This window comes from Streptomyces sp. NPDC001450, assembly GCF_053597295.1.
Genome location: NZ_JBSFHY010000016.1, coordinates 53,314 through 66,499, shown reverse-complemented (window position 1 = coordinate 66,499; position 13,186 = coordinate 53,314). Strand labels below are relative to the sequence as shown.

General features: G+C 69.5%; 10 protein-coding genes and 1 pseudogene. 3 read left to right on the top strand and 8 right to left on the bottom strand.

Annotated features, from left to right (window positions below):
• The first annotated feature begins 103 nt into the window (after window positions 1-103).
• Window positions 104-1,355, top strand: a pseudogene (locus tag ACWC5O_RS19435) (IS256 family transposase).
• 48 nt (window positions 1,356-1,403) lie between these two features.
• Here the strand turns inward: ACWC5O_RS19435 and ACWC5O_RS19430 are convergent.
• From ACWC5O_RS19430 to ACWC5O_RS19420, 3 genes are all read right to left on the bottom strand, one after another.
• Window positions 1,404-2,348, bottom strand: coding sequence for a methylenetetrahydrofolate reductase (locus tag ACWC5O_RS19430; RefSeq protein ID WP_355944478.1), 945 nt, complete (start codon window positions 2,346-2,348; stop codon window positions 1,404-1,406).
• 442 nt (window positions 2,349-2,790) lie between these two features.
• Window positions 2,791-3,198, bottom strand: coding sequence for an RICIN domain-containing protein (locus ACWC5O_RS19425; protein ID WP_450584549.1), 408 nt, complete (start codon window positions 3,196-3,198; stop codon window positions 2,791-2,793).
• 112 nt (window positions 3,199-3,310) lie between these two features.
• Window positions 3,311-3,775: an RICIN domain-containing protein gene (locus tag ACWC5O_RS19420; RefSeq protein WP_450584550.1), complete on the bottom strand. Its 465-nt coding sequence runs from the start codon at window positions 3,773-3,775 to the stop codon at window positions 3,311-3,313.
• Between the two features lie 634 nt (window positions 3,776-4,409).
• On the opposite strand from ACWC5O_RS19420, the gene ACWC5O_RS19415 reads away from it, so the two are divergent.
• The gene (locus ACWC5O_RS19415) at window positions 4,410-5,363 is read left to right on the top strand and encodes a lytic polysaccharide monooxygenase auxiliary activity family 9 protein (protein ID WP_450584552.1); all 954 of its coding nucleotides are present in this window, start codon (window positions 4,410-4,412) and stop codon (window positions 5,361-5,363) included.
• A 55-nt stretch (window positions 5,364-5,418) separates the two neighbouring features.
• On the opposite strand, the gene ACWC5O_RS19410 is transcribed toward ACWC5O_RS19415, so the two are convergent.
• Window positions 5,419-6,282, bottom strand: a complete 864-nt coding sequence (locus tag ACWC5O_RS19410; protein ID WP_450584554.1) for an esterase/lipase family protein — start codon at window positions 6,280-6,282, stop codon at window positions 5,419-5,421.
• A gap of 171 nt (window positions 6,283-6,453) precedes the next feature.
• A complete protein-coding gene (locus ACWC5O_RS19405; protein WP_450584556.1) occupies window positions 6,454-6,900 on the bottom strand; it encodes a MarR family winged helix-turn-helix transcriptional regulator in 447 nt (148 codons plus the stop codon).
• 85 nt (window positions 6,901-6,985) lie between these two features.
• Here ACWC5O_RS19405 and ACWC5O_RS19400 point away from each other — a divergent pair, with 85 nt between their 5' ends.
• Window positions 6,986-7,360, top strand: coding sequence for a cupin domain-containing protein (locus tag ACWC5O_RS19400; RefSeq protein ID WP_450584558.1), 375 nt, complete (start codon window positions 6,986-6,988; stop codon window positions 7,358-7,360).
• 17 nt (window positions 7,361-7,377) lie between these two features.
• Here the strand turns inward: ACWC5O_RS19400 and ACWC5O_RS19395 are convergent, their stop codons facing one another.
• From ACWC5O_RS19395 to ACWC5O_RS19385, 3 genes are all read right to left on the bottom strand, one after another.
• Window positions 7,378-8,352 (bottom strand): DNA polymerase Y family protein, encoded by a 975-nt coding sequence (locus ACWC5O_RS19395; RefSeq protein ID WP_450584559.1) that lies wholly within the window; start codon window positions 8,350-8,352, stop codon window positions 7,378-7,380.
• On the bottom strand, window positions 8,349-11,789 hold the full coding sequence (locus tag ACWC5O_RS19390; protein ID WP_450584561.1) for a DNA polymerase III subunit alpha: 3,441 nt from the start codon (window positions 11,787-11,789) through the stop codon (window positions 8,349-8,351). The genes ACWC5O_RS19395 and ACWC5O_RS19390 overlap by 4 nt, the downstream gene beginning before the upstream one ends.
• Window positions 11,790-12,063: 274 nt before the next feature.
• Window positions 12,064-13,146: a S1 family peptidase gene (locus tag ACWC5O_RS19385; RefSeq protein ID WP_450584562.1), complete on the bottom strand. Its 1,083-nt coding sequence runs from the start codon at window positions 13,144-13,146 to the stop codon at window positions 12,064-12,066.
• Window positions 13,147-13,186 lie beyond the last annotated feature (40 nt).

The following is a 13,186-nucleotide window of genomic DNA, read 5'->3' as shown; positions in this document are numbered from 1 at the left end:
CAGAACCTGTGGATCGGCTCGGTGAGGGCGCACCCTCCCGAGTGATCGATTCGAAGGTCATTGAGTAGGCCGGCGTTGGCGCGTCGGCTGGGAGGGCACGCCCATGCTTACCGTAGTTGATGCCGCCGGAACGACGCCGAACGGCTTCCTGATCGACGAGATCGTCCGGGAGGGCGCCCGGCGGATGCTGGCTGCCGCGCTGGAAGCGGAGGTGAACGGCTATCTCGCTGACCTGGCCGACCAGCGTGACAAGCGTGGTCGCCGTCTGGTCGTGCGCAACGGTTTCCACGCAGAGCGGACGATAGCCACCTCGGCCGGGCCGGTGCAGGTCAAAGCGCCGAGTGAACGACCGGCGGATCGATGCCGAGACCGGGGAGCGCAAACGATTCTCCTCGGCGATCCTGCCGCCGTGGGCCCGCAAGACCCCGAAGATATCGGAGGTGCTGCCGCTGCTGTACCTGCACGGCCTGCCCACCGGCGACTTCGTCCCGGCACTGGAACAGTTCCTCGGCTCGGCCGCCGGGCTGTCGTCGGCGACCGTGTCGCGGCTGACCGCGCAGTGGAGCGACGATCACAAAGCGTTCCAGAAACGGGACCTGTCGAAGACCGACTTCGTCTACGTGTGGGCCGACGGCGTGCACCTGAAGGTGCGCCTGGACGAGGCCAAGGCATGCGTGCTGGTCATGGTCGGCGTTCGGGCCGACGGCAGCAAGGAGCTGATAGCCCTGGACGAGGGCTACCGGGAGTCCGGCGAGTCCTGGGCGAACCTGCTGCGCGACTGCGCCCGGCGCGGCATGCGCGCCCCGGTACTGGCCATCGGTGACGGCGCGCTGGGCTTCTGGAAGGCGCTGCGCGAGGTGTTCCCCGAAGCGCGCGAGCAGAGATGCTGGGTGCACAAAACGGCAAATGTCCTGGACGCTCTCCCGAAGTCGGCGCAGCCGGCGGCGAAGAACGCGATCGCAGACATCTACAATGCCGAGGACAAAGACCAGGCCAGGGCCGCCGTCAAGGCGTTCGCGAAGCAGTATGGCGCGAAGTTCCCCAAGTCCGTGGCGAAGGTCGTCGACGACGAGGACGTGCTGCTGGCGTTCTACGACCACCCGGCCGAGCACTGGATCCACCTGCGTACCACGAACCCGATCGAGTCGACCTTCTCCACTGTGCGGCTGCGCACCAAGGTCACCCGCGGCGCCGGGTCGCGGTCGGCCGCTCTGGCGATGACGTTCAAGCTGATCGAGTCCGCCCAGGAACGCTGGCGCGCGGTCAATGCGCCGCACCTGGTCGCCCTTGTGCGAGCCGGAGCCCGCTTCAAGCGCGGCGTCCTCGTCGAACGGGAGGACGCCAGCGCGGCCTGAGCCGCGTCCCGATCGCGGGATTCGACAGCCGCACGTTCGTGCCCGGCTTCACACCGAGGGTGTACCTCGTCCGAGCAGCCTGCTGAGCTCGTGGGCCAGGGCGACCGAGGCGTCGATCTCGACCTTGCGGATGGACACGCTCTCCACGAGGAAGCCGAACGGCATGCCGAGCTTGCGGCAGAAGGCGATCAGGTCCCGGGCGTTCGCCAAGCAGTGCTGGTATGACTCGGCCAGGGTGTCGTCCGCATGGCGCAGGGAGTTCTCCAGCCAGCGCGGGACGTCGACGCCGAGCCATTGGAGGAACGCCAGCGTCTTCACCGAGCCGCACACCGAGAGCGTGAACAGGACGGGCCTCGGTTCGAGGTCCCGCTCGCGGCAGGCGTAGTAGTAGTCGGAGACCATGCTTTTCGCCGCGTCGGCGCTGTAGATGACCTGCGAGATGAAGTACGCGCATCCGGCCACCTGCTTGGCGACGAGCCGCAGATGCTCCTCGGGGCGTTCGGTGATGGCCACGCCACCGAGCAGCAGGTCTGGGCGGACATCGCGGCGCAGGTCCTGCGCCTCGGACAGGCCGGTCCGCACCGCCTTCCCCTTCGAGGACGCGCCGACGAAGACGCCGAGCAGCCGGTCGGCGTCGGCCGTCCGCAGCCAGGTCCGCAGCTCCGTCTGGGAGTACTTGCCGACGCACCGGTAGACGACCACCGGGCGGTTCCACTTGCCGAGATAGTCCGCGTGGTACACGGCAGGGTCGATGGTCGGCAGGTACGGAAACGGCCGCTGCGCCGGATTACGGTCGCTCTCATCGTCGATGTCGTACAGCGCCAGACCGTCGACATCGAGGGACTCCAACCGTGCCAGGGTGGCTGCGGTGATCTCCCGGATCCGCTCGGGAGTGTTGCTCAGGCGGGGCGGCGTGATGCCGAACAACAGGACACCGCTGTCGGCATCGGCCACCCGGCTTCGGAGATCTGTGCCGTCGCTCTGGTTCGCCATGACGCGGAAGTTAGCAGCTCATCCGCCATGCGGCAGGCGAACACCACCCTGTGAGACCGGACTCGGTTCTGAACCAACTGACGTCCGGCCGCGCGGACCAGATCCACAGGATTTGACAATTGCTCCAGATCGGACGGGCGATCCCGTGCCAGACACGTGCCAGATCGTGCGGGGAACCACGGGGAATGGCGGGGACCAGGCCGCCGGTCTGTGAGGCCCCGCGCCCGCTCCGCCGCAGTTCAGCCAAGCAGCCTCTCACTGAGAACCCAAGCTTCCCAAGCTGAGGGCTCCGAAGCTGTCATCGCAGGCCGGCCGCCGGAGCTTGTATCCGAAGACGGCGCCATCCCTCCTCTCCTCGCCGGCGTAGACGTAGACGGGCCCTGGTCACCCCAGGACCCGTCTCACCCCACGGGACGCGCGGGGTCGTCGGGCGGTCAGTCCGTCACGACCAGAGCTGGTAGACATTTCCGTCGTTGCACTCGTGCGTGTAGACCTTGTTGGCGTCGTTGGCGTCGAGGCATTCGCCGGTAGCCACGTTCTTCAGCTTCCAGCCGTCACCGGTATTGATCTCGTGCCAGCGCTGGTAGTTGTTTCGGCCGCTGCTGCAGGCCTCCACGTAGGCGTCGTGGTCGGTGTACCCGGCGAGACACGAGCCCGGGACCTCCCCCATCTGCTCGATCCAGACGTCGCCTCCGACATTGACGTCATGCCACTTCGCGGCGCCGAACGAGCAAGGGTAGAGGCCCACGTCGTTCCAGCCGAAGTGGTGGTCCCACATGCCGGAGAGACAGCCTCCACCGCGCTTGTGGTTCCACACGACGTCACCGTCGGCATGGGCTGCGGTGCTCACCCCGACGACCAGAAGCGGCGCGACAAGTACTGCCCCCAGCACGCGCCCAATACGCTGCCGAATCAATTTGGTTCCCTCTCGTTGTGGCGATCTGCGGCAGGTTGTCTCGGTCTCAGTACCAGAGCTGGTAGACGTTTCCGTCGTTGCACTCGTGCATGTAGACGGAGCTCCCGTTGCTGTCGAGGCATTCGCGCGTCTGACGGTTCCGCAGCTTCCAGCCGTTACCGGTGTCGATCTCGTCCCAGCGCTGGTAGTTGTTTCCGCTGCAGGACTCCAGGTAGACGTCATGGTCCGTGTAGGCCGTCATGCAGTAGCCGAGGTTGGTCGCGTCCTTCTCCAGCCAGCTTCCGTCGCTCTGGTGCACGTCGTGCCAGAAGGCGACGGTGTTGTGACAGCTGTCGACCTCGACGTCGTCCGGCGTGCCTGCCCAGTTGTAGCTCGGCTCCAGGCACATGTTGTCCCGCTTGTGGGTCCAGTGGACGTCCGAGTCGGCGTGAGCCGCCACGCTCGTCGCCAGCACGAAGAGCGGAGCGAGCGCCATCGTTCCGACCGCTTGAGCAACGCGCTTGACACGCATGCCTGTTCCCCCTGTTTCGCACTTCGGTCATTTTTTTCCGGACTCATCCGGAGTCCGGACCACGCAGGCGCCGACTCCCCGCCGACGCCCCACGCAACCGTATGCAGCCGCCCCCCGCCGAGCAGTACGCAAAGACTGCTGGGACGCGTCCCGCCGCCATCTCACCGACGTGACCTGCGACTTGGGACACCGAGCCTCCGCATCCCTGGGACGTCCCACGATAATGATCTTGGTCGGGGTCGACTCCTGGCACCGCTCCCCCGCAGGTCAGAGCCCTCGGAGGTCCTCGCCCTCACCTGGGCTCCGGAGCCGCGTGCGCAGGTTCGGATCCTCGTGGGGCAAGCCACGTAGGCAGCCTCGCCAGGAGCCATTCCGGGAGCCAACCGAGGCGTCCGGCTGCGGACGAGCGCGGACGAACGCGGACTTCCACGGACGGCGACACCTCTCGGAAGCAGGTGCCACGGGGCTCCCCAGCGCTCCTTCCTGAGCCCCCAGTTAGCCCCGCCTTAACGGCACCATAAGGATCTCCATCCCCCGCCCCCAACAGGCGATTTCACGGATTCTTGGGGCTAGCTTCTGATCACCCCCACGGGATTCACCCCACCCCCCCGAGGACCGTTCCGAGGAGTTCCCCATGTCCGCACGCCGTAAGGCCGCCGTCGTCGCCGCCCTCGGCAGCGCCGCGCTCACGCTGTCCGCCGCGCCCGCTTCCGCGCACGGTTCGATGGGGGATCCGGTCAGCAGGGTGTCGCAGTGCTACGCGGAGGGGCCGGAGAGCCCCAGGTCGGCCGCGTGCAAGGCCGCGGTCGCGGCGGGCGGTACGCAGGCGCTGTACGACTGGAACGGCATCCGCATCGGCGACGCCGCCGGACGGCACCAGCAGCTGATTCCGGACGGCAAGCTGTGCAGCGCCGACAACGAGGAGTTCAAGGGGCTGGACCTGGCCCGTGCGGACTGGCCGGCGACGAGTGTGCGCAGCGGGTCGTACACCTTCAAGTACCGCGTGACCGCGCCGCACAAGGGCACCTTCAAGGTCTACCTCACCAAGCCGGGCTACGACCCGTCGAAGCCGCTGGCCTGGGGCGACCTGGATCTGGAGCACCCGGTCGCGACGGCCACCGACCCGGTCTCCTCGGGCGGCTTCTACACCTTCTCGGGCACCCTTCCCGAGCGCTCGGGCAAGCAGCTGCTGTACGCGGTCTGGCAGCGCTCGGACAGTCCGGAGGCCTTCTACTCCTGCTCCGACGTCGACTTCGGCGGCGGTTCGGCGGGCGGCAGCACCCCCGCTCCGAGCGCCTCCGCGCCCTCCGACGAGCAGATCGCGGACGGTGCCGACAAGTCGACGATCGAGCACCACGGGCACGGGGACGACGACGCGAGCACGTCCGCGGAGCCGACCACCGCGGCCCCGGCGACCCCGGCCAACGAGCCGAAGACCGCCGGGACTTCGGAGAACCTCGCCGAGACCGGCGCCTCCACCGGCACCACGTACGTGGCGATCGGTGGCGCTGCGGCGCTGGCGCTGGGTTCGGCGGCGCTGTTCATGTCGGTGCGACGGCGTGCCGCGGGCGGCCGGCACGGGCGGTGATCCAGGACTCCGGGGCCTGTCCGGCGGCTCAGGTCGGACAGGCCCCGGCGGCGCGTCAGCTGAAGGCCGACGCGCAGGTGGTGGCCTTGGCGTGGGCCGGGTCGAGGGCGTTGGCCACCTCGTGGAAGGCGATGCGGTCGAAGAGCCCGATCGCGACGTGCTCGGAGAGGTCGAGCGGGCACAGGTCCTGGAGCAGGACGTTGTGGACGTCCGAGCCGCTCAGGTACTGGTCGCGCCAGGGTGTGGCCACCTCGTCGTACTTGGTGGCGATGACCGTGTAGTGCACTCCGGGGACGGTGTCGCCGCCCGCGTTGAGCTTGGTGAGGAAGGCGGAGCCGGCGATCTGGTCGGCGAGGCCGGGGGTGGTGGCCTTGATCAGGTCCTCGGCGCCGGGGAAGTACGGCAGCAGGTTGGCGAGGCCGTCCAGGTCGGTGCCGTGGTTGTCGGGGGCGAGGCCGACCAGGGAGTTCACCTTGGCGGCTCCGCCGAGGAACTTGAGGTAGTAGCGGGGCATCATGCCGCCCTGGGAGTGGCCGACCAGGTCGGCCTTGCCCGCCCCGGTCGCGGAGAGCACCTTGTCGACGAAGGCGGACAGTTGCTCTGCCGACTTGTCGATGGGCCCGAGGCCGTAGAAGAGCGGGACGCCGGGCAGTTGGCCGTAGTCGAGGGAGTAGACGCAGTATCCGCGGACCTTCAGATACGGTGCGAGGGACAGCCAGTTGTCGATGGAGTTGCCCAGGGTGCCGTGGACCAGGATCACCGGGCGGGGGTGGGCGGCGGAGGGCTTGCAGGAGTAGTCGTTCCAGCCGCTGCTGGGAGCGGCGTCGGCGGCGTGGGCGGTGGCGGTGGGAACGGCGGCCACGGCGGCGGTCAGGAGCAGCGCTGCGAGGGGCCTGAATACTCGCTTCCAGGGCAGCATCGGGTGATCTCCTTGCGGCTCAAGGGGAGGTGCGACGGCCTAACCCTGTGATCCGGATCACGAGGATGCTGTTCACTCGTCAAGTTACGGGCGAGTAGCGCAGCTGTGAAGTTACGCGTCAGTAAAAACTTCCAGTGATAATTAGAGGCTCATCCAGTAGCCGATGAACCTTCACCAGGCAGGCCTGATCGGACCGTAGGGCGCGATCCGCGTCAAACGGTCCCGCAACACCCGCACTTCACCCTCGCCCAGCAGTTCGACCCACGCGCCCACGACCTCGGCGGCCGCCGCCTCCGCGGCCCGGGTGCAGGCCCACCCCTGCTCGGTGAGCACGATCAGCCGGGCCCGGGCGTCCTCGGGATGCGGGCGCCGCTCGGCGTATCCCTTGCGCACGATCTCGTCCACCAGCTGGCTGGCGGCCTGCTTGGTCACCCCGAGGTGCGCGGCGAGGTCGGTGACGGTGGCGCCGCCCGGCGCGAGCCGCGCGAAGGCGAAGCCGTGGGCCGGCCGGAGGTCCGTGAAGCCGCGGGCCACGACCCCGTCGTGGATGCGTTGCGTGAGATCGCCCGCGGCGGCGAGCAGGGCTGCGGACAGGGCCATGGCTTCGGAGTTCTGCACGGAGGCATTGAAACACCCTTGACGGATCGGTCAAGCAGCTTGACCATGTAGTCAAGTTACTTGACCAAATGAAACGGAGACCACCGTGCCAGTCGTCCGCTCGTCCGAGGCCGTGACCCACGAGATCCACGGCGCCCGCTTCGTGTCGTACGCGACCCCCCTGACCGGGAGCAAGGAACTGTGCGCCTGGCGGGGTGAGATCCCCGCAGGGACCAAAGCGCCCGCCCACACCGTCAACCGGGAGGAGATCTTCCTCCTGCTCATCGGCGAACTGCTGATCACGCTCGACGGCCGCACCGAGCGGATCTCCGCCGGCGACACGGTGATCATCAACCCCGGCTCGACCCTGGCCGTCGAGAACCCCACCGACCACACCGCGGTCTCCTGGGTCACCACCTCCGTCGGCCTCACGGCGGAACTGGCCGACGGCACGGTCCTCACCCCGCCGTGGGCCAACTGACTTCGTGGGACAGGGCGTTACGCCGCCAACGCCCCCGGCATCACGGCCCGTGCCCCGAACTTCGCCCGGGCCCGGTCCGCGACCTCCTCGATGCGGCGGACCTTCTCGTCCACGGGGTCGAAGGTGAGCTGGTAGGAGGCCTGGTCGGCAGGGGCCAGGCCCTCGGCGCGCAGGGTGAGCGCGCGGACCCGGGCGCGCTGGAGGCCGAGCGCCTCGTACATGCCGTAGGCCGTCCGCGTCAGGGACGCCGAGTGTGCGGTCGGTTCCTTGAGGGTGCGGCTGCGGGTGGTCGAGGAGCGGTCGGCGTAGCGCACGGTGAGGGTCAGGGTGCGGCAGACCTTCCCCACCGCACGCAGCCGGGCCCCGAGTTCCTCGGCGGCGGACAGCAGTGCCGTGCGGTGCCGGTCGGGGTCCAGCTCGTCCAGGTCGAAGGAGCGGTCGGCGGCGAGGGACCGGGAGACGGCGTTCGGTACGACCCGCCCCCGGTCGACGCCGCTCGCCTTCTCCCGCAGCTCACGCCCCGCCTTCGCACCGATCAGCCGCTGCAGCGTGGACAGGGGTGCGGCGGCGACCAGACCCAGCGTGTCCAGGCCGTACTCGCACAGGGTGCGGGAGGTCGCCGTACCGACGCCGGGCAGTGCGGACACGGGCCGCTCGGCAAGGAACTCCGCGATGGCGTCCGGCTCGTCGGGCACGGCACAGGTCACCCCGGGACGGGCGTCGCGCAACGCCACGCGGGCCAGCATCGGCCCCGGTCCGGCGCCGATCACACAGTCGACGCCGTACAGCGCGAGGGCCCGGACCCGGATCACCGAGGCCAGTTCCACGGCGCTGCGCCCGAAGTACCGCTCGGCACCCCGGAGATCGGCCAGCGCCCCGTCCGGGGGCAAGGCCTCCACGACCGGGGTGAACTCCTCCAGCAGCCCGAGCAGCCCGGGCAGGGCCGCCTCGTACATCGGCGGCAGCTGGAAACGTACGCAGAGAATGGTCATCCCGCACTCCCCGGACTCTGGTGCCACAACTTCCGTACCGCTGAAGGCCCTTGTGCGGCCTCCTGACCCGCGGGCCGCAGGTCGGCCCACGGATGCATCTCGTACCCGGTCGGCAGATGGATCCGGCGGCCACCCGTCGGGTCCTCCCCGCCCGCGCCCTCCCGAACGGGCTCCGCCAGCCGGGCGGCCACCTCGTCGAGACCGCCCTCGGCACGCAGTTCGACCAGTTCGGCGAGGTTCCAGGCGGCCGAGCCCACCACACTCAGGCTGCGCGGCCCGCGCCGCTGCACCACCCCGCGCACCAGCAGCAGCCAGGAGTGGAAGACGGTGTGGGCGCAGGCATCGTGCGAGTCGTCGAAGAAGGCGAGGTCGACCAGGCCCGTGCCGTCGTCCAGCGTGCTGAAGATGACCCGCTTGCCGGACCGGATCGGCGGGGTCTGGGTGGCCGCCTTGGCACCCGCGACCAGCACCGTCTCCCCGTGCCGGGCCTCGCGCAGCCGACGCGCCGACACCACGCCCAGCTCCTTGAGGAACTCCCGGTGGTCGTCCATCAGATTGCGCGAGGCGTCCATGGACAGCACGCCCAGCTCGGCGCTGAGCCGCTCCGCCGAGGTCAGATCGGGCAGCCCGGCCGAGGCCGTCTTCCGGCCGCCGGCCAGCGGGAGCTGACCACCGCCCGCGCCCCGGGCACCCCGGTGCAGCTCGGTCAGATGCAGCTGCAGATCCCGGCGGTTGGCACCGAAGGCGTCCAACGCGCCCACCTGCGCGAGCCGCTGGGCGAGGGGACGGCTCGGCCGCGCCCGCTCCCAGAAGTCGAGCAGCGAGGCGTACGGCTGCCCGTCCGCGATCCGCTTCGCCTCGGCCTCACTGATGCCGTACACATCGCAGAGCGCGAGCCGCAGCCCCCACACCCCAGATTCAGACACCAGTTCGATCCTGTGTGCCGCCCCGGACGCATTCACGTCCAACGGCAGGATCGGCACCCCGCGCCGCCTGGCGTCCGCCAGCAGCAGCCGCTTCGGGTACATCCCGGGATCATGCGTGAGCAGCCCGGCGTAGAAGGCGGCCGGGTGATGGACCTTCAGCCACGCCGACTGGTACGTCGGCACGGCGAAGGCGACCGCATGCGCCTTGCAGAAGCCGTACGACCCGAACGCCTCGACGATCTCCCAGGTCCGCTGAATCGTTTCCGCGTCATATCCGTTGGCCGCCGCGTGCTGCGCGAACCAGACCCGGATCCGCCCCTGCGACTCCGGATCGGACAGCCCGCGCCGCACCGCGTCCGCCTCGGCCCGGCCGCAGCCGGTCATGATGTCGACGATGTGGATGATCTGCTCGTGGAAGACGACGACCCCGTACGTCTCCTTCAGCGGCCCCTCCAGATCAGGGTGCGGACAGCGGATCGGCGCCCGCCCGTGCCGCGCCTCGATGAACGGCCGCACCATGTCGGCGGCGACCGGCCCCGGCCGGAACAGCGAGATGTCGACGACCAGGTCATGAAAGGTGGCCGGCTGGAGCCGCCCCACCAGATCCCGCTGACCGGGCGACTCGATCTGGAAGCAGCCCAAAGTCTCGGCGGACCGGATCAGTCGATACGTAGCCGGGTCACCCCCCTGCACGGCGTCCAGGTCGATCCGCTCCCCCGTCACCCGCTCCACCTCGGCGACCGCGTGCGCCATGGCCGACTGCATCCGTACGCCCAGCACGTCCAGCTTGAGCAGCCCGAGGTCCTCCACGTCCTCCTTGTCGAACTGCGACATGGGGAACCCCTCGCCGCTGGTCGGCATGACCGGCGTACGGGCGAGCAGCGAGGCATCGGACAGGAGCACCCCGCACGGATGCATGGCGACCCCACGCGGCAGGGCGTCGAGGGCCTCGACCAGCTCCCACATCCTGCCGTACCGCGCACCTTCCCGCTGAAGCTCCCTCGCCAGCCGCTTCAGCTCGGGCAGCTCCTCCAGCGCGGCACGGGCATCCCGGGCCCGGATGTGCGGGAAGGACTTGGCGATGCGGTCGATGTCGGCGGGATCCATGGACAGGGCGGCCCCGACATCACGAATCGCGTGCCGAACCCGATAGGTCTCCGGCATCGCGACGGTCGCGACCCGCTCGGTGCCGAACCGGCCGATGATCGCGCGGTAGACCTCCAGCCTGCGCGCGGACTCCACGTCGATGTCGATGTCGGGCAGGGCGAGGCGGCGCTTGGACAGGAAGCGCTCCATCAGCAGCCCGTGCTCGACCGGATCGGCGTGCGCGATCCCGAGCAGGTGGTTGACGAGGGAGCCGGCACCGGACCCACGGGCGGCCACCCGAATCCCCATACCCCTTACGTCATCCACCACTTGAGCAACCGTCAGGAAATAGGAGGCGAAGCCGTGATGGGCGATGATGTCCAGCTCGTCATGCATCCGCGCCCAGTACTCCCGGCGGTCGGCGTAGCCGCGCAGCACCATGCCCGCGGCAGCCCGCGAGGCGAGCGCCCGCTGGGCGGTACGACGCCCGGCACCGACAAGATGCGCCTCAGGGAAGTGAACACTCCCCATGCCGAGGTCGTCCTCGGGATCGACCAGACACTCGGCGGCCGTGGCCCGGGTCTGCTCCAGCAGCCGATGAGCGGTGTCGCGCCGATAGCCGGCCGCCTCCACCACCCGCTCGGCGACCCGCAGCATGGCCTGCGCGTCCTTCAGCCAGGCCTCACCGGAGTCCAGCTCCTTGCGGGGGTCGATCGGAACCAGCCGGCGGGCGGCATCCAGCACGTCGGCGACCGGCCCCTGACCGGGGTCGGCGTACCGAACCGCGTTACTGAGCACGGGCCGGACCCGCTGCTCGGCGGCGAAGCCGACCGTACGGGCGGCCAGCCGCAGAGAACCGGTCCCCGTACCTTCACGACCGTGCCAGACGGCCTCCAGACGCAGCGCGTCACCGTAGACCTCACGCCAGGGAACGAGCAGCTTCGCGGCCCGGTCGGGACGCCCCGCGGCAAGAGCACGCCCCACATCGGAGCCAGGCCCCAGCAGCACGGTCAGACCATCACCGTGATTACCGTCCCAGGGCAGCAGAGGCGCACCCTCGTCCCCATGTGCCGCCGTGACGATCCTGCACAGATCGGCCCAGCCGCGGGCGCCGTCCCGGGCAAGGAAGGTCACCCGGGCTGCCGACTCGTCGACAAAGGCACCACCACGCACCGGAGCCCGCCGCCGCTCACGCCGCGCGACGACCGGCTCACCCACCGCAAGATTCACCCCGAACAGTGGACGGACTCCCGCCTTGGCACACGCCTTGGCGAACCGCACCGTGCCCGCAAGGGTGTCCCGATCGGTAAGGGCGAGAGCGTCCATACCCCGCTCCGAGGCGCGCTCGGCCAGCCGCTCCGGGTGCGACGCTCCATACCGCAGGGAGAACCCGGAGACGGTGTGCAGATGCACGAAGCCCGGCACACGCACCTCCCGCACTCGTGAGCCCCAAACAGCTCTCGAACATCAGTTCCCACCCCCACCATACCCCCATTCCCGAACAAGTGTGCGATGTCCGTTCGAGCACCTCTCACCTGCACGGATGCCACCGGAGACCGGCGCCCGCGCGCGGCGGGAAGGGGACGTGCCGGGGGGACCGCCAGGCATCCCGGACGTTGTATTCACACCGTGCAGGTATGAAACGACGAGTCCCGCCCCACACCCGGGACGGGACTCCGACAATGCAGAAGCCAGGGCGTCAGCCGATCTGTGCCCCCGTGGCCGACAGCGCCTCGGTCACCGGCTGGAAGAAGGTCTCCCCACCGGAGGTGCAGTCACCGCTGCCACCCGAGGTCAGCCCGATCGCGCTGCTGCCGGAGAACAGCGAGCCACCGCTGTCACCGGGCTCGGCGCACACGTCGGTCTGGATCAGACCGCTGACCGTGCCCTCCGAGTAGTTGACGGTGGCGTTCAGCCCCGTGACCGTCCCGTCGTGCACCTGGGTGGTCGAGCCGCTGCGGGCGACCTTCATACCGACGGTGGCCTCGGCCGCGCCGGTGATCTGCTGGGCGGACCCGTTGTACAGGTCCACCTCGCTCGGGTGATCCACGTCCGAGGTGTACTTGACCAGCCCGAAGTCGTTGCCCGGGAAGCTGGACTGCGCGTTCTTGCCGATGACGTCGCCGGAGGAGTCCGACCAGGTGGAGATGGCCTCGGTGCAGTGCCCCGCGGTCAGGAAGTACGGCTGCCCGTCCTTGACCACGTTGAAGCCGAGCGAGCAGCGCCCACCCGATCCCGAGATGGCGTCGCCACCGGCGATGTAGGCCTTGAACTCCCCCTTCGACCGCTTCAGTTCGGCCTTGGTGCCAAGCCCGTCGACGACCTTGCCGAGCTTCGCCCACTCGCCCCCGGACACCGTCCTGTCCGCGGTGACGACGACCTTGTCGGTGACCGGGTCGGTCGCCCACGAGGTACCGGGGATGGTCGCGTCCTTCTTCAACGTCGCCCGTGCACCGTCGAGTTCGGCCAGCGAGTGGGCGACGATTCTGGCCTTGGCGCCGGCCGCCCGGACGGACTTGGCGGCGGTGGCGTCGAGCACGTTGACGACGAGGCTCTTGGTCCGGGCGTCGTAGTAGCTGCCCGCCGCGTCGGGCCCGAGGTCCTTCACGAGCGCCGAGGCGAGCTTTCCGGCCGCCGGAACGGACAGAACCCGCGCTTCCGGGGCGGACTTGGCCGGCTCGCTGGCGTTCGCAGTCTGGAAGGTGACACCCGCGGCGACCAGTGCGGCGATCCCCGCGCCGGTCACGAAGGCCCGCCGCCCGGGTATGCGTCGGTGCTTCAACTCACGTCCTCCTGTGGGGGGTCGGCCCGGGAGGTTGTGG

What these genes read in the sequence shown, in the direction of transcription:
- ACWC5O_RS19420 (WP_450584550.1), bottom strand. Translation starts at nt 3,775, where the DNA reads ATGCGTGTCAAGCGCGTTGCTCAAGCGGTCGGAACGATGGCGCTCGCT.
- ACWC5O_RS19430 (WP_355944478.1), bottom strand. Translation starts at nt 2,348, where the DNA reads ATGGCGAACCAGAGCGACGGCACAGATCTCCGAAGCCGGGTGGCCGAT.
- ACWC5O_RS19410 (WP_450584554.1), bottom strand. Translation starts at nt 6,282, where the DNA reads ATGCTGCCCTGGAAGCGAGTATTCAGGCCCCTCGCAGCGCTGCTCCTG.
- ACWC5O_RS19395 (WP_450584559.1), bottom strand. Translation starts at nt 8,352, where the DNA reads ATGACCATTCTCTGCGTACGTTTCCAGCTGCCGCCGATGTACGAGGCG.
- ACWC5O_RS19415 (WP_450584552.1), top strand. Translation starts at nt 4,410, where the DNA reads ATGTCCGCACGCCGTAAGGCCGCCGTCGTCGCCGCCCTCGGCAGCGCC.